Annotated in this window: 11 protein-coding genes and 4 tRNA genes; 5 read left to right on the top strand and 10 right to left on the bottom strand. The window is 66.9% G+C overall.

Annotation, left to right across the window (positions count from 1 at the left end):
* The first annotated feature begins 131 nt into the window (after nt 1-131).
* The 5 genes from AC56DV_RS13270 (at nt 132) to ahpF (ending at nt 9,349) form a co-directional block, all read left to right on the top strand.
* On the top strand, nt 132-2,504 hold the full coding sequence (locus AC56DV_RS13270; RefSeq protein WP_496314759.1) for a YgiQ family radical SAM protein: 2,373 nt from the start codon (nt 132-134) through the stop codon (nt 2,502-2,504).
* Nucleotides 2,505-2,710: 206 nt separating this feature from the next.
* Nucleotides 2,711-4,150, top strand: a complete 1,440-nt coding sequence (locus AC56DV_RS13265) for an RCC1 domain-containing protein (RefSeq protein ID WP_496314758.1) — start codon at nt 2,711-2,713, stop codon at nt 4,148-4,150.
* 28 nt (nt 4,151-4,178) lie between these two features.
* Nucleotides 4,179-6,971: an EAL domain-containing protein gene (locus AC56DV_RS13260; protein WP_496314757.1), complete on the top strand. Its 2,793-nt coding sequence runs from the start codon at nt 4,179-4,181 to the stop codon at nt 6,969-6,971.
* A gap of 152 nt (nt 6,972-7,123) precedes the next feature.
* Nucleotides 7,124-7,687: an alkyl hydroperoxide reductase subunit C gene (gene ahpC / locus AC56DV_RS13255; RefSeq protein ID WP_056399876.1), complete on the top strand. Its 564-nt coding sequence runs from the start codon at nt 7,124-7,126 to the stop codon at nt 7,685-7,687.
* Between the two features lie 72 nt (nt 7,688-7,759).
* Nucleotides 7,760-9,349, top strand: a complete 1,590-nt coding sequence (ahpF, locus tag AC56DV_RS13250; protein WP_496314756.1) for an alkyl hydroperoxide reductase subunit F — start codon at nt 7,760-7,762, stop codon at nt 9,347-9,349.
* Nucleotides 9,350-9,374: 25 nt separating this feature from the next.
* Here the strand turns inward: ahpF and AC56DV_RS13245 are convergent, their stop codons facing one another.
* The 10 genes from AC56DV_RS13245 to AC56DV_RS13200 all read right to left on the bottom strand — a co-directional run bounded on the left by AC56DV_RS13245 (nt 9,375) and on the right by AC56DV_RS13200 (nt 16,727).
* Nucleotides 9,375-10,508, bottom strand: a complete 1,134-nt coding sequence (locus AC56DV_RS13245; RefSeq protein WP_496314755.1) for an AI-2E family transporter — start codon at nt 10,506-10,508, stop codon at nt 9,375-9,377.
* The gene (locus tag AC56DV_RS13240) at nt 10,508-10,987 is read right to left on the bottom strand and encodes a cyclic nucleotide-binding domain-containing protein (RefSeq protein ID WP_496314754.1); all 480 of its coding nucleotides are present in this window, start codon (nt 10,985-10,987) and stop codon (nt 10,508-10,510) included. Before AC56DV_RS13240 ends, AC56DV_RS13245 begins: the two co-directional genes overlap by 1 nt.
* 107 nt (nt 10,988-11,094) lie before the next feature.
* Nucleotides 11,095-11,715, bottom strand: a complete 621-nt coding sequence (locus AC56DV_RS13235; protein ID WP_496314753.1) for an ABC transporter ATP-binding protein — start codon at nt 11,713-11,715, stop codon at nt 11,095-11,097.
* Nucleotides 11,715-12,932: a hypothetical protein gene (locus AC56DV_RS13230; RefSeq protein ID WP_496314752.1), complete on the bottom strand. Its 1,218-nt coding sequence runs from the start codon at nt 12,930-12,932 to the stop codon at nt 11,715-11,717. The genes AC56DV_RS13235 and AC56DV_RS13230 overlap by 1 nt, the downstream gene beginning before the upstream one ends.
* Nucleotides 12,933-12,987: 55 nt before the next feature.
* Nucleotides 12,988-13,064 (bottom strand) — tRNA-Asp (locus AC56DV_RS13225).
* Nucleotides 13,065-13,097: 33 nt separating this feature from the next.
* A tRNA-Val gene (locus AC56DV_RS13220) sits at nt 13,098-13,173 on the bottom strand.
* Between the two features lie 49 nt (nt 13,174-13,222).
* A tRNA-Asp gene (locus AC56DV_RS13215) sits at nt 13,223-13,299 on the bottom strand.
* A 41-nt stretch (nt 13,300-13,340) separates the two neighbouring features.
* Nucleotides 13,341-13,416 (bottom strand) — tRNA-Val (locus tag AC56DV_RS13210).
* A gap of 89 nt (nt 13,417-13,505) precedes the next feature.
* The gene (locus AC56DV_RS13205; protein WP_496314751.1) at nt 13,506-15,623 is read right to left on the bottom strand and encodes a S9 family peptidase; all 2,118 of its coding nucleotides are present in this window, start codon (nt 15,621-15,623) and stop codon (nt 13,506-13,508) included.
* Between the two features lie 27 nt (nt 15,624-15,650).
* Nucleotides 15,651-16,727 (bottom strand): hypothetical protein, encoded by a 1,077-nt coding sequence (locus AC56DV_RS13200; RefSeq protein ID WP_496314750.1) that lies wholly within the window; start codon nt 16,725-16,727, stop codon nt 15,651-15,653.
* Nucleotides 16,728-16,743 lie beyond the last annotated feature (16 nt).

Below are 16,743 nucleotides of genomic sequence, written 5' to 3'. Positions count from 1 at the left end.
GCCGCCGTAATATTTGTCTCGGCGACAGCTTTGCCCGTCGTTCACAAGTTATTGAAAATTAAAAGATTTTCCAATTGATTGTGCCTATCGCTTGAGCAGAGGGCGCGCATTTCCGGTACAATCCCGTCCCTATGACCCCCACCAATTTATTTGCGACCGTCCCCAAGCGGTCTGCCCGCGCTGCCACTGCGCCCTTCCTGCCCATGTCCCGCGCCGAAATGGACGCCTTGGGCTGGGAGCAGTGCGACGTCATCCTCGTCACGGGCGACGCCTATATCGACCATCCGAGTTTCGGCATGGCCCTGGTCGGCCGCCTGCTGGAAGCGCAGGGCTACAAGGTCGGCATCATCAGCCAGCCGGACTGGCATTCGGCCGACGCCTTCCGCGCGCTGGGCAAGCCGCGCCTGTACTGGGGCATCACGGCGGGCAATATGGATTCCATGGTCAACCGCTACACCTCGGACCGCAAGATCCGCTCGGACGACGCCTATACCGCGAACGCCGAGCCCAACAAGCGCCCGGACCGCGCCGTCACCGTGTACTCGCAGCGCGCCCGCGAAGCCTATCCGGACGTGCCGGTGGTGATCGGCAGCATCGAGGCTTCGCTGCGCCGCATCGCCCATTACGACTACTGGTCGGACAAGGTGCGCCGCTCGGTGCTGCCGGATTCCAAGGCCGACCTGCTGATCTTCGGCAACGCCGAACGCGCGCTGGTGGACCTGACGCACCGCCTCAACGCGGGCGAGCACATCAAGGACATCAAGGACTTGCGCGGCACCGCCTTCATGGTGCCGCTGGGCTGGCTGCCGGGCGACGACTGGGGCGTGCAGAACAGCAGCCGCGTGGACGTGCCCGGCAAGGTGGACGCCCACCCGGACCCGTACGCCATGGCCAAGGAAGACAAGGCCGCCTGCGCCACGGATAACGCGGCCAGCGCCCTGGAAGTGGTCAAGCCGATCCGCATCATGACGCGCGAAGAGCGCCAGCAGATGCTGCGCGAGCAGCACATGCGCACCGTGGTGCGCCTGCCGGCCTACGAGGTGGTGAAGGACGACCCGGTGATGTACGCGCACGCCTCGCGCGTGTTCCACCTGGAATCGAACCCCGGCAACGCGCGCGCGCTGGTGCAGGCGCACGGCGAGCGCGACGTGTGGATCAATCCGCCGCCGCTGCCGCTGGCCATGGACGAGATGGACGGCGTGTACGACATGAACTACGCGCGCGCCCCGCACCCGAGCTACGGCAAGGCCCACATCCCGGCCTGGGAAATGATACGGTTCTCGGTCAACATCATGCGCGGCTGCTTCGGCGGCTGCACCTTCTGCTCGATCACCGAGCACGAGGGCCGCATCATCCAGAGCCGCTCCGAGCCGTCCATCCTGCGCGAGATCGAGCACATCCGCGACAAGACCAAGGGCTTCACCGGCACCATCTCGGACCTGGGCGGCCCCACCGCGAATATGTACCGCCTGGCCTGCAAGGACAAGAAGATCGAGGAATCGTGCCGCCGCCTGTCGTGCGTGTACCCGTCGATCTGCGTCAACCTGGGCACCGACCACAGCAAGCTGATCCAGCTGTACCGCAAGGCGCGCGCGATTCCCGGCGTGAAGAAGATCCTGATCGGTTCCGGCCTGCGCTACGACCTGGCGGTGCGCTCGCCCGAATACGTCAAGGAACTGGTGACCCACCACGTGGGCGGCCTGCTGAAGATCGCCCCCGAGCACACCGAATCGAACGTGCTGTCCAAGATGATGAAGCCGGGCATCGGCGCCTATGACGAGTTCAAGGCCATGTTCGAGAAGTTCTCGCTGGAAGCGGGCAAGAAGCAGTACCTGATCCCCTACTTCATCGCGGCCCACCCCGGCACCACCGACGAGGACATGCTGAACCTGGCGCTGTGGCTGAAGAAGAACAACTTCAAGCTGGACCAGGTGCAGACCTTCATGCCGACCCCGATGGCCATGGCGACCACCATGTACCACTCGCGCAAGAACCCGCTGAAGAAGGTCACCGAGGATTCGGAAGTGGTGGAGACCGCGCGCAGCGGCAAGGTGCGCAAGGCGCACAAGGCCTTCCTGCGCTACTACGACCCGGAAAACTGGCCCATCCTGCGCGAAGCGCTGGTGAAGATGGGACGCGGCGACCTGATCGGCAACGGCGAGAAGCATCTGATCCCCGCATGGACCGCCGGCGAGGAAAACCTGAAGGCGGCGCCGGATGGCAAGCGCGCCATGCCGATGGCCGCGCCGGGCGCCAAGCCGCGCGGCGCGGGTTCCGGTATGCCAGGCGTGCCGGGCACGCGCGGCGGCCGGGCCGCCGTGGCGGCGCCGGTGGGCCGTGGCGGCCGCGCCAACGCGCTGACCGGCTCGCTCACCGCGCGCGACACCGTGGAAACCAAGGTGCGCGCCTCCATCCTTGACACTATCAAGGTGAAAGCCAAGCCGTCCGCCGCGCCCGTCAAGGGCGCCCGCCCGGCCGGCGCCGCGCCGCGCGGCCGCAAGTAAGATGCAAATAAGCTGCAAATAAGCGCCGCTCGCCACGCGTTTCCCGGCGCTCACGACACCGCCCACTGGGCGGTGTTGTTGTTTTCTTTGCTCATCTTTCTTAAAAGCATGATAATTCATCCTAGTTCCCTGGATCGCGGAGCGCGGGTTGCGGCTACACTAGTGGCTGACTCGCGCCTTGCGTTCGCGACATCGACTGGATGAAAATGAAAATGACCCTGAGCTTGAAATCCCTGTTCCTGGTGCCGGTGCTGGCGCTGCTGGCCGCTTGCGGCGGCGGCGGCGACGACGCCCCCGCTCCGACCACCCCCACCACGCCGGCCGCGCCGACCGTGGTCTCCATCGCGGTAACGCCCGCCAACCCGGTCCTGTCCATCGGCGGCACCCAGAAAATGGTGGCCACCGGTACCTATTCGGACGGCAAAGTGAGCGCCATTACCACCGGCCTGACCTGGACCGTCAAGGGCCCGGCCCTGAGCGTGGCCGCAGACGGCACCATCACCGCCAAGACCCTGGGCACCGACACCGTGACCGCCGCGGTCGGCACCGTCACCGGCAGCGCCAACGTGACGGTCAAAGGCCAGTGGGCGGCCATGGCCGCCGGCGGACGGCACAGCGTGGCGCGCCACCTGGACGGCAACCTGTACGCCTGGGGCAGCAACCTGCAAGGCCAGCTGGGCTTCAACACCACCATCGCCAGCAACAAGCCGTCCGTGGTGTCCGGCGCCAACACCACCTGGCGCCAGATCGCCACCGGCGAGTTCCACACCCTGGCGCTGCGCGCCGACGGCACGCTGTGGGCCTGGGGCTTCAACCAGAACGGCCAGCTGGGCGACGGCACCTCGGTCGACAAGCTGGTGCCGACCAAGATCGGCACCGGCAAGTGGCTCTATGTGGCGGCCGGCAAGGCGCACAGCATCGGCATCGACGACAAGGGCGCGCTGTGGGCCTGGGGCCGCAACTTCAACGGCCAGCTGGGCGACGGCACCGTGCTGCCGCGCCTGGCGCCGGTGAAGATCACCGTAGCCGGCACCGCTACCTGGACCGCCGTGGCGGCCGGCGATACCCATTCGCTGGGCCGCCGCAGCGACGGCACGCTGTGGGCCTGGGGCGGCAACGCCAGCGGCCAGCTCGGCAACGGCGACGCCACCGGCGCCGACGTCAACGCGCCGGTCCAGATCGGCACGCAGAGCTGGGCCAGCATCTCGGCCGGCGGCAGCCATTCGGCCGCCATCCGCACCGAAGGCACGCTGTGGACCTGGGGCGACAACGCCAGCGGCCAGCTGGGCCTGAGCAGCACCACCAAGTCGGCCGAGCCGGCGCAAGTGGTGCTGGCGGGCAGCGCCAACAACTGGTCCGTCGTGTCGGCCGGCCTGAAGCACACCGTGGCCATCCGCACGGACGGCACGCTGTGGACCTGGGGCTCCAACAGCAACGGCCAGATCGGCAACAACACGCTGCTCGACCAGACCGCGCCGGTGCAGATCGGCACCTCCACCGGCTGGACCTCGGTGGCGGCCGGCGGCCAGCACAGCATCGGCATGATGCTCGACAACACGCTGTGGACCTGGGGCCTGAACGCCGACGGCCAGCTGGGCAACAGCCAGAACACCGACCAGCGCGTGCCCGTGCTGGTGGTGCAGTAAGGTTACGGCGTACCGGACCGGAGCCGCCTTGCCGCGCCTGTCGTCCTGCTTGCTGCTTGCACTGCTGGCCTGGCTGGCTGCGGCCCTGGCCTGCGGGCCGGCGCTGGCGCAGGACAAGGTGGTGCTGCAGCTCAAGCATAGCCACCAGTTCCAGTTCGCCGGCTACTACGCGGCGCTGGAGCAGGGCTATTACCGCGAGGCCGGGCTGGAGGTGCGCATCCTGGAGGGCATGGACGGCAAAGAGCCCGAGCGCAACGTGCTGGCCGGCAAGGCCCAGTACGGGGTGGGCGACAGCAGCCTGCTGCTGGCGCGCCTGAAGGGCAAGCCGCTGGTGGTGCTGGGCGTGGTGTTCCAGCATTCGCCCTATGCGCTGGTGATGGCGCAAGCCGCGGGCGCGCCGGACGTGCACCGCGTGGCCGGCAAGCGCGTGATGATAGGCCCGCTGTCGGACGACCTGAGCCAGGGCGACGAGCTGATCGCCTACCTGCGCAAGGAGGGCATCGCGCCGTCCAGCCTGCAGCGCCTGGAACACAGCTACAACCCGGACGACCTGGTCACCGGCAAGGTGGACGCCATGGCCGTCTTCACCACCAACGAACCGGACCTGCTGGACCGGGCAGGCTTCCCCTACGACATCTACACCCCGCGCAACGCCGGCATTGACTTTTACGGCGACAACCTGTTTACCAGCGAGCAGGAAATCAGCAGCCACCCGGAGCGGGTCAAAGCCTTCCGCGCCGCCAGCATGCGCGGCTGGCAGTACGCGATGAGCCACCAGGAGGAAATCGCCGACCTGATCCTGAACAAGTATTCGCGCCGCAACGACCGCCGCCACCTGCTGTACGAGGCGCGCGCCATGGTGCCGCTGGTGCAGCCGGTGCTGGTGGAAGTGGGCTATATGAACCCGGACCGCTGGCAGCACATCGCCGACGTGTATGCCGACTTGGGCATGGTGCCGCGCGGGGCCAGCTTCGACGGCTTCCTGTACCAGGCCGACGGCGGCCGCGCGCTGGCCTGGCTGTACCGCGCGCTGGCGGCCGGCGGCGTGCTGCTGGTGCTGGGCGCTGGCGTGCACGTGGCCCTGCTGGCGCGCGAGCGCCGCCGCGCGCAGGAAGCCATCCGCAAGGGCGAGGCGCGCTTCCGCACCATGTTCGAGGCGGCGCCCATGGGCATCGCGCTGATCGACACGGCCAGCGGCCAGTTCCGCGACATCAACCCGCGCTACCTGGAGATCGCCGGCCGCACGCTGGCCGAGATGAAGGCCAGCAGCTGGCGCGACATCAGCCACCCGGACGACGTGGACGCCGAGCAGGAGCAGGTGGCGCGGCTGCAGGAGCAGCAGGTCGCCGGCTTCAAGCTGGCCAAGCGCCTGCTGCGCCCGGACGGCTCGGTGGTGTGGGTGGACGCCTCCATCACCGCGATCGACGCGGGCAGCAAGGCGCACCACCTGTGCATGATCGAGGACATCACCGACAAGAAGCAGACCGAGGCGCTGGTGTGGCAGCAAGCCAATTTCGACACCCTGACCCAGCTGCCGAACCGGCGCATGTTCCAGAACCGGCTCGATCAGGCCATCGTCAAGAGCCGGCGCGACGGCAGCCGGGTGGCCATCCTGTTCATCGACCTGGACCACTTCAAGGAAGTCAACGACACCCTCGGCCACCACCAGGGCGACGTGCTGCTGGTGGACGCGGCGCACCGCATCGGCGCCTGCGTGCGCGAGTGCGACACCGTGGCGCGCCTGGGCGGCGACGAATTCACCGTCATCCTCAGCGAGCTGGACGCGACTGGCCTGGGCCGCGTCGACACCATCGCCCAGACCATCCTCGACAGCCTGCGCGCGCCCTTCCCGCTGGGGCAGGAGCAGGCTTTCGTGTCGGCCAGCATCGGCATCACGCTGTACCCGGACGACGCCGCCTCCATCGAAGACCTGCTCAAGCACGCCGACCAGGCCATGTACGCCGCCAAGGACGCCGGCCGCAACCGCTTCAGCTATTTCACGCCGGCGCTGCAGGTGGCCGCGCTGAACCGCATGCGCCTGACCAACGACCTGCGCGGCGCCGTCAAGGGCCAGCAGCTGGAACTGTACTTCCAGCCCATCGTGCACCTGCAGAGCGGCCGCATCCACAAGGCCGAGGCGCTGGTGCGCTGGCGCCACCCGGTGCGCGGCCTGGTCAGCCCGATGGAATTCATCCCGCTGGCCGAAGCGAGCGGGCTGATCATTGAAATCGGCGCCTGGGTGTTCCGCGAAGCGGTGCGCTGGCTGCGGCGCTGGCGCAGCGAGGTGGATCCCGCGTTCCAGCTCAGCGTCAACCAGTCGCCGCTGGAATTCCAGCGCGAGGGCGGCTACCGGAGCTGGCTGGCGCTGCTGGACGAGCTGGGCCTGCCCGGCCAGGCGGTGGTCATCGAGATCACCGAAGGCCTGCTGCTGGACGCCAGCAACAGCGTCGCCGACCAGCTGCTGCAGCTGCGCGACGGCGGCATCCAGGTGGCGCTGGACGACTTCGGCACCGGCTATTGCTCGCTGTCTTACCTGAAGAAATTCGACATCGACTACCTGAAGATAGACCGCAGCTTCACCCGCAACCTGGCGCCGGAGTCGAGCGACATGGCGCTGTCGGACGCCATCATCGTCATGGCCCACAAGCTGGGCCTGCACGTCATCGCCGAAGGCGTGGAAACCCCCGAGCAGCGCGACCTGCTGGCCGCTGCCGGCTGCGACTACGGCCAGGGCTACCTGTTCGCCCGCCCCATGCCGGCCACCGAATTCGACGCGCTGCTGCGCAGCAGTGCCGATACGGCAATCGTAACCAGTCAATAACGCTCCGGCCCCGGAACGGGGATAATAGGGGTTCGGCGCAGTCTGCCGATAGTCAAAGCCAATTGAAACAATTGGAACAATCAATTTTTCAAATGGTTGCAAAAGCTCTACACTGGCATCTCATTGATACACAACCTCACGAGGAAACCACAATGTCTCTCATTAACACCCAAGTAAAACCATTCAAGGCAACCGCTTACCACAATGGCAAGTTCATTGACCTGAGCGAAGAATCGCTGAAGGGCAAGTGGTCCGTCTTCATGTTCTACCCAGCCGACTTCACCTTCGTGTGCCCAACCGAACTGGAAGACCTGGCCGACTTCCAGCCTGAATTCGCCAAGCTGGGCGTGGACGTGTACGGCATTTCGACCGACACCCACTTCGCCCACAAAGCATGGCACGACACCTCGGACGCGATCAAGAAAGTGAACTACCCGCTGATCGGCGACCCAACCGGCACCCTGTCGCGCAACTTCGAAGTGATGATCGAAGAAGAAGGCCTGGCACTGCGCGGCACCTTCGTCATCAATCCTGAAGGCCAGATCAAAGTGATGGAAGTGCACGACAACGGCATCGGCCGCGACGCTTCCGAGCTGCTGCGCAAAGTCAAAGCCGCCAAGTACGTGGCCGAGCACCCAGGCCAGGTTTGCCCAGCCAAGTGGACCGAAGGCGCAGCCACGCTGACCCCTTCGCTGGACCTGGTAGGCAAGATCTAAGCATTAGCTAAGCATTGAGTAGTAAGGCGCCGGCGCATTTGCCCGGCGCCAACCGAAAAAAAGGAAAACACCATGTTGGACGCAACCCTCAAAACCCAGTTGAAAACCTATTTGGAAAAGGTCGTGCAGCCGATTGAGATCGTTGCTACGCTGGATGATTCCGCCAAAGCCCGCGAAATGCAGGCCCTGCTCGCCGACATCGTCGTGCTGAGCGACAAGATTACCCTGGTCGAAAAGACCGAAGGCGACGTGCGCAAACCGTCGTTCGCCATTACCCGCCCCGGGACCGATATCGCCGTGACCTTCGCCGGCATCCCGATGGGCCATGAATTCACGTCGCTGGTGCTGGCGCTGCTGCAAGTGGGCGGCCACACCATCAAGTTCGACGACGCCGTGATCGAGCAGATCCGCAACCTCGACGGCGAATTCCACTTCGAGACCTTCATCTCGCTCACCTGCCACAACTGCCCCGAGGTGGTGCAGGCGCTGAACGCGATGTCCGTCATCAACCCGCGCATCAAGGTCACCACCATCGACGGCGGCGTGTTCCCGAAAGAAGTCGAGGAACGCCAGATCATGGCCGTGCCGATGATGTTCCTGAACGGCGAGCACTTCGGCCAGGGCCGCAGCAGCGTGGAAGAGATCCTCGCCAAGCTGGACACCAACGCCGGCGCCCGCCAGGCGGCCGAGCTGAGCAAGAAGGACGTGTTCGACGTGCTGATCGTCGGCGGCGGCCCCGCCGGCGCGGCAGCGGCCATCTACGCGGCCCGCAAAGGCATCAAGACCGGCGTGGTGTCGGAGCGCTTCGGCGGCCAGGTGCTCGACACGCTGGCGATCGAGAACTTCATCTCGGTCACCGAAACGGACGGCCCGAAATTCGCCGTGGCGCTGGAGCAGCACGTGAAAGCCTACGACGTCGACATCATGAACACCCAGCGCGCCGCCCAGCTGACGCCGGGCAAGCTGGTGGAAGTGACCACCGCCAGCGGCGCGGTACTGAAGAGCAAGACCGTGATCCTGGCCACCGGCGCCCGCTGGCGCGAGATCAACGTGCCGGGCGAGAAGGAATACCGCAACCACGGCGTGGCCTACTGCCCGCACTGCGACGGCCCGCTGTTCAAGGGCAAGCGCGTGGCGGTGATCGGCGGCGGCAACTCCGGCGTGGAAGCGGCGATCGACCTGGCCGGCCTGGTCAAACACGTGACCTTGATCGAGTTCGGCGCCGAACTGCGCGCCGACGCGGTGCTGCAGCGCAAGCTGCGCAGCCTGCCGAACGTGACCGTGATCGTCTCGGCGCAAACCACCGAGATCCACGGCGACGGCAAGATCGTCAACGGCCTGAGCTACAACGACCGCGTCAGCGGCGAAGCGAAGAAGGTGGAGCTGGAAGGCGTGTTCGTGCAGATCGGCCTGGTGCCCAACACCGAGTGGCTGAAGGGCACGGTCAGCCTGTCCAAGCACGGCGAGATCGAAGTCGATGCGCGCGGCCAGACCTCGATCCCCGGCGTGTTCGCCGCCGGCGACGTGACCACCGTGCCGTACAAGCAGATCATCATCGCCACCGGCGAAGGCGCGAAGGCGGCCCTGTCGGCCTTCGACCACCTGATCCGTTCGGGCGACGAGGAAGAAGTGGTGGCGGCGCCGGTCGCCGTCGCAGCCTGAAGCGCCGTAATGCCCAAGGCCGGCGTCAGACCGCCAGGTCTGCGCTGGCCTGTTTCTCGCGCAGCGCCTTGGCGTTGCGGTGGCGGGCGCGCAAACGCGGGTTGGTGATCAGCCGGCCCAGCGTTTCGCCCACCACCATTACCACGCCCAGCAAGGGCAGCACCAGCATCAGCCCCGCCACCCCGGCCACCGAGCCGCCGATAAAAATCATCAGCACCGTGATCAATGGATGCATGTGCAGGCTGCGCCCCAGGGTCAGCGGCATGAACACGAAATCGTCCAGCAGCCGCACCAGGATGAACACGCCGATCGCGCTGTAGGCCACCAGCGGCGCGCCCGGCGCGTCGGTCGAGGCCACCATCACCACCATGCAGCAGCCGACGATGGAGCCCACGTAGGGCACCCACGCCAGCACGGCGGCGATCAGCCCCAGCAGCACCGGCGAGGACACGCCGATGGCCCACAGGCCGAAGGCCAGCACCGCCGTGTCCAGCACGGTCAGCTTGAGCATGCCCTGGAAGTAGGCGTGCGCGGTCTGGTCCACCTCGTGCAGCAGGCACAGCGTCCTTTCAAAGAAGGCGTTCGGCACCGCGCGCGCCAGGAATTTCTTGAACAGGTGGCCGTCGCGCAGGAAGAAGAAGGTCAGGAACGGCGCCAGCAGCAGGGCCGGCAGCCAGCCCGCCACCGACACCACGATGGCCGTCAGGTGGCTTTGCATGAAGTCTTCCATGTAGGCGGCGAACTGGGCGTCGACCACCTGGCTCAGGTGCATGTCGCGCAGCAGCGGAAACTTGTCTTCCAGCCCGCGCAGCAGGCCGCGCACGAAGTCCAGGCCGCCGCCCACGTAGCGCGCCAGCATGTCCTGCCACGACTCGGACGGCGCCGGCAGCCACAGGTTCAGCGCCAGCGCGCCCAGCGCCACCGCCACGGTGAAGCAGCCGCCCACCAGCAGCGCGGCCGCGCCCTGGCTCATGCCCAGGCGCAGCAGGCGCTGCATGGGCGGCAGCAGCAGGTAGTACAGGATGATGGCCAGCAGGAAGGGAATCGCCAGCCACAGCATGTGCTGCAGCACCAGCAGCAGGCCGCAGGTGGCCGCGATGATGCCGCTCCATACCACCGGCCCGGACGCCTGCTGCGGGCCGCCGCCGTAATGGTTCATCACAGCGCCTCGATCTGCGGCCGGCCCGACATCCACTCGCGCAGCCGGTGCGCAATGTGGCGCGCCAGCGCGAGCGAAATCTTGTAGCCGACCACGGCGTCGGTTTCCATCAGCCCCATGAAGTCGGCGCGGAAGAACACCGCCACCTCGCAATTGTCGAGCGCGCGCGCCTGGGCGTTGCGCGGCGAGTTGTCGAGCAGGGCCAGGTCGCCGAAGAAGGAACCGGGGCCGACCTCGGCCACCACTTCGGTGCTGTTGTCGAGCGCGCGCGTGATGATCACGCGGCCGGCCGTCACCAGGTACAGCGCCTGGCCTTCCTCGCCCTGGTCGAAGATGATTTCGCCGGACAGGTAGCGCCGTTCATGCAGCATGCCGTCGACGATCTTCAGCTCCAGCGGGGTGAGCGAGGAGAACAGCGCCGACTGCTTCAGCCGGTGCAGGCGCGGGGACATGGTGTGCGTTTTGAGGAAGCCGAACATCGGGGAGTGCTCCGTGGAGGTTTGTGCAAAGCAACATCATTGTCGCCGGTTTCCCGGCCGGCGGCGCGTTCCTTACTGCCGCGCGCCGCGCGCCTGTTGCTAGGGAATCACAACTCGACCGTTTGCGCCAGCGGCAGGCCGGGTTCCAGGTGGCTGGTCAGCACGATGCACTGGCGCGCGCGGCGCGCCGGATCGGTCAGCTGCGCGCGCAGGTAATCGACGGCGGCGGCGTCCAGGCCGTTGAAGGGCTCGTCGATCAGCAGCAGCGACACGGGCAGCGCCAGGGCCAGGCTCAGCTGCATCTTCTTGTGCTGGCCCAGCGACAGCGTGGTCACCGGCTGCTCCAGCGCGGCGAGCAGGCGGAAGGCGCGCAGTTCGGTCTCCAGCAGGGCCGCGTCGGTGGCCGGGTAGAGCGCCACGTGCAGGTCCAGCAGTTCGCGCACGGTGAGCCAGGGCAGCTGGGGCGTGTCGCCGCCGCAGTAATAGCTTTGCAGGCGGTAGGCCAGCGGCTGGGCCGCGCTGCCGATGCCGGCGCCGCTGCCCGGCGGCGCCAGGGAAATCGTGCCCGCGTGCGGCTGCAGCGCGCCTGCGGCCAGTTTCAGCAGGGTGGTCTTGCCGGCGCCGTTTTCGCCCCGCAGCCAGGTGATGCCGGCGCCGAAACGCAGGCTCAGCCGGCGGAACAGGGGGCGGGTGGCGTATTCGAAGTCCAGGCTTTCAATGTGCAGCATCAGAATTCGCTTCCTATGGCGGTCAGGATCAGGATGGACAACACCACCAGCACCACGCGGCCGCGCGGTCCCAGGTTGAGCGCCACGATGGCGCCGCAGGCCGTGCCGGCCGTGGCTAGCCACACCAGCGCGGCTTTGGGGCTGGGGCCGGCTGCCGCTGCGGCTGTTGCTGCATCGGTGGCTGCATCAGTTGCTGTGGCTGCGCCCGGCGCGCCGAAGGCCAGCGCGGCAAAGGCGGCCAGCACGGCCGTCGCCGGCAGCAGGGCGAACAGGCGGGCGCACAGCAGCAGGGGCGCGGCGTCCAGCGGCCACAGCGCCAGCACCGGGCGCAGCAGGGCGGCTTGTTCGCGCACCGCCTTGTCGCCGCGGTCGGTCAGCAGGACCAGCATGGCCGAGGCGAGGCCGCCCATGGCCGCGCCGGGCAGCGGCAGCCCCAAGCCAGGCCCCTGCAGCCACGCGGCGGTGCAGCCCAGCGCGCTTGCCAGCAGCAGGCATTGCTGCACGCCGACCCGGTTTTCGGCGCGCCAGAACGGCAGCCAGAACAGCCGGTGCCACAGCGCGGGCAGCAGCGGCCGCAAGGTGCGTGGCGCGTAGCCGGCCGCAGTCGTCCCGGTGCCGGCATGCGCCGTCCCGGCGCTGCCTGTTGCAGCAGCGGCTGGGCCGGCAGGCAGGGCGGCGGCGCGGAATGGGAAAAACGGGGCGGCGAGGGCAGGACGCAGGCGACGGCGGGCCAGCGCCAGGGTGGCGAGCGCCCAGCCCAGCAGCAGCGACAGCACGGTGGCGGCAATGGCCTGCGGTGCCACCGGGCGCAGCCAGTCCGGCCACTGGTAGAGCCAGATGCAGGCGGACACCGCGTACAGTCCGGTCAGCGGTCCGGCGATCAGGCCTGCGGCCAGCGCGTCCGCGGCCCAGCCCAGCGCGGGCGGCACCGGCAGCGGGCGGGCCCAGGCCACCGCGTCGGCCGGATGCAGGCGCTGGCGCAGCAGCACGGCCGGCAGCGCGGCGAACAGGGCCTGCGCGGCCAGGATGGCCAGCATGGCCGGCCGGTCCAGCGTGACGGCCAGCATGCCGGGCAGCGCAATCGCAGCGGCCAGGCCGAGCAGCACCGGGCCGAAGCCGAGCAGGGTGATTTCAAGGGAATTGGCCAGGCTGGCAAGGAATTGCCGCAAGCCGTGGCGCGCCATGCGCAGGCGGAATTGCAAATAGGGATGAACCATGTTTTGCTTCCGAAATAGAAAAAGGCCTGACGAATCAGGCCTTTCTCAGTATAGCTGGCGGAGCGGACGGGACTCGAACCCGCGACCCCCGGCGTGACAGGCCGGTATTCTAACCAACTGAACTACCGCTCCGTTGCTTGCGCAACTGGTGGTGCATGTCCGGGATGGTGGGCGCTGAGAGGCTCGAACTCCCGACCTAAGCCTTGTAAGGGCTCCGCTCTACCAACTGAGCTAAGCGCCCATCTGGACCATGCTCGATATGTGTCAGCATATCGTTTTACTACTCAAACTGGCGGAGCGGACGGGACTCGAACCCGCGACCCCCGGCGTGACAGGCCGGTATTCTAACCAACTGAACTACCGCTCCGTGCTTTCGCAACTGGGCTTCATTTATCCGTGTTCTGTAGATGGTGGGCGCTGAGAGGCTCGAACTCCCGACCTAAGCCTTGTAAGGGCTCCGCTCTACCAACTGAGCTAAGCGCCCATCTGGAACACTTCGACGTGTGTCACTACGTCTGAAGGAGGCCGAATTATAGACGCCCCATTCTTGTTGCGCAAGAATTTTTTACATCCTCACTGCGTGATGCCCCATTGCGACAGCATCCAGGCCTGCAGGAAGGCGGTTTCGCCGATGGCGTTGTAGCGCCCGGAAGCGCCGCCGTGGCCCGCGCCCATATTGGTCTTGAGCAGCAGCGGGTTGGCGTCGGTCTTGTGCGCGCGCAGCTTGGCCACGTATTTGGCCGGCTCCCAGTACATCACCTGGCTGTCGTTCAGGGCGGTGGTCACCAGGATGGACGGGTAGGCCTTGCGCTCGATGTTGTCGTACGGCGAGTAGCTGCGCATGTAGTCGTAGGCCGCCTTCTGGTTCGGGTCGCCCCATTCCAGGTATTCGCCGGTGGTCAGCGGCAGGCTGGCGTCCATCATGGTGTTCATCACGTCGACGAAGGGCACGCCCACGTGGGCCGCGCGGAACAGTTCCGGGCGCATGTTGAGCACCGCGCCCATCAGCAGGCCGCCGGCGCTGCGGCCGTCGATCACCAGGCGTTCCGGGCTGGTCCATTTTTCGCGCACCAGGTAGTCGGCGCTGTCGATGAAGTCGGTGAAGGTGTTCTTCTTCTTCATCAGCATGCCGTCCTTATGCCATGCCTCGCCCATGTCGTTGCCGCCGCGAATCTGCGCGCCGACGTAGACCACGCCCCGTTCGAGCAGGCTCAGGCGCGCCAGCGAGAAGCGCGCGTCGTTCGGCGCGCCGTAGGAGCCGTAGCCGTACAGCAGCAGCGGCGCCTTGCCGTCCAGCGGCGTGCCCTTCTTGTAGACGATCCACAGCGGCACCTGCACGCCGTCGCGCGCCGGCGCCCACAGGCGGCGGCTTTCGTACTGGCTGAAGTCGAAGCCGCCCACCACTTCCTGCTGCTTGAGCAGGGTGCGCTTGCCGCTGTTCATGTCCACGTCCAGCACTTGCGGCGGCGTCAGCGGCGACTGGTAGGACAGGCGGAACTGGCCGGCCGTGTATTCCGGCGTGCCGGCGCCCTCGGCGGCGTACACGGCGTCCTGGAACTGCACGGTTTTCCACGTTTTGGCGGCGAAGCTGTACAGGCGGACGCGGTTCAGCGCGCGCGTTTTTTCGGTCACCACCAGGTGGGTCTTGAACACATCGGCCGAGCTGACCAGCACGTCCTTGTCGTGCGCCACCAGTTCGACCCAGTTCTTCGGCTGCGGCGCCGCCAGCGGGGCCGTCACGATGCGGAAATTCTTGGCGTCCTTGTCGGTGCGGATGTAGAGCAGGCCGTCGCGGTGCGTGACGCCGTAGCGGTGGCCCTTCTCGCGCGGCAGCACGGCGCGGAAGGCGCCGTTCGGCTTGGCCGCGTCCAGCAGGCGCACTTCGCTGGTGTCGGTGGCGCGCATGGTCAGCAGCAGGTGCTTGCCGTCGCGGTCGCGGTGCACGTTGATCGCGAACTGCTCCACCGGCTCGTGGTAGCGCTGCACCGGCGCACCGCCCGCGGCGGCCAGGCTGAACAGGCGGTCGGAGCGCTTGGTGGTGGCGTCTTCCTGGGTCACGAACAGCGTCTTGTTGTCGCTGGCCCAGGCCATGGAGGTGACGCGCGGCATGCTGGCCGGCAGCAGCTTGCCGGTCTTCAGGTCCTTCACATGCATCTGGTACTGGCGGAAGCCGGTCTCGTCCGTGGCGTAGGCCATCAGGCGCTCGTCCGGGCTGACCACCATGGCGCCGACCGCGAAGAACTTCTTACCCTGCGCCATCTCGTTCTGGTCCAGCAGGATCTCTTCCGGCGCCTGGTCGTCGTAGGCCAGGTTGGCGCCGGCGCGGCGGCGGCAGTTGAGCGGGTACTGCTTGCCCGCTTCGGTGCGCGAATAGTAGTAGTAATTGCCGCGCCGCGTGGGCACCGACAGGTCCACGTCCTGCATCCTGCCTTTGATCTCTGCGTACAGCTTGTCCGTCAGCGGCTTGCTGGCGGCGGTGGCCGCTTCGGTGTAGCCGTTTTCGGCGTTCAGGTAGGCGATAACGGCCGGGTCTTCCTTCTTTTGCAGCCAGCGGTAGTCGTCGGTCACGACTTCGCCGTGGCGCGTTTCCTGCCATTGGGTTTTGGCGGCAACGGGGGCCACGTCTGCTGCAAAGGCCGGGCTGGCGGCGAGCGCGCAGGCCGGCAGGATGCGGGACAATTTCAAGGTCACTCCTTTGTGGTTATTTGTGCAAGGATTCTACACGGGCCGGGAGGTCCTGCGTAATCCGTACAGCAGGCCCAGCCCGGCCAAGAGCATCGGGATGCCGTCCGGCTCCGGAATCGGGCTGAGTAGTACGCCGAAGCACGCGGAGGAGTTCCGCTCGCACGCCGAGCCGACGATCTGGCCGCTGTCGTTGATGTCGCTGACGCTGGTCAGGCGGTAACCGGAATCGCGCGGTATCAGCGTGGCAAGGTCGTAGGTGACACCGTCCGCATACAGGAAGGTGTCGCTGTAGTCGCCGACGCCGATCACTTGCCCGGCATTGTTGATGTCCACCGCCATGCTGTGCTCGTATTCGCCGAACTCGCCAAGCGGGGCGGCCGTGCCGTTCTGGAAGATGGCTGCGCGGTAGCGGCCCACCGAGGTGAGCCAGGAATGGCCCACGGCCACCCCGAAATCATTGACGGCTTCCGCCGCCGCGCTGCCTGACGGGTCCAGCGTGCCCAGGTCCACCATGGCGCCGCCGGTGTACAGGAAGGCGTGCGCCTTGCCGCTTGCCGGCGCCGACTCGCCCACCACCATGCCGGCCTCGTTCATCCCCCTGGCGAAGCTGTGGTTGCCGCCCAGCGTGCCCAGCGCGGTGCTGACGCCGTTATGCGCGATGTAGGCCATGCTGTGGCCGTTGATAGATTGGCTGCCGGCCACCATGCCTGCGCTGTTGATGCCCGCCGCATAGCCGTTCATCGGCGTGCCTTGCAGCGGCGGCAGGAAGGTCGTGGCGCCGTCGGCGTAGAACGCCGGCCGGGTCTGGAAGTCCTCGGCGTTGAAGTTGGAGATATTGCCGGCGATTTTGCCGTCCGCGCTGATGGCCTGGACCTGGTTGATGGGCGTATCGAGCAGGGTCTGGGCGCCGTTCTGCCACAGATAAGCGCGCATGGCGCCGCTGGACGGGTCGAGCGTCATGCCGGCCACCTGGCCGGCGTTGTTGATCACGTTGGCGAAACCGCCGGCCGCGCTCAGTCTCGTAATGCTGTAGCGGGGTCCCTCGGCCAGCGCGGGCGCGGCCAGCAGCGGACAAAGCAATAACGTCAGCAAGCATGTTGATGGTTGCATGGTATGCCTCTCGGGG

It is taken from the genome of Massilia sp. BGA-UO-ETr-WB1 (assembly GCF_059567845.1).
Note: the sequence above shows the minus strand (reverse complement) of the source record. Positions and strands in the feature narration are given on the sequence as shown.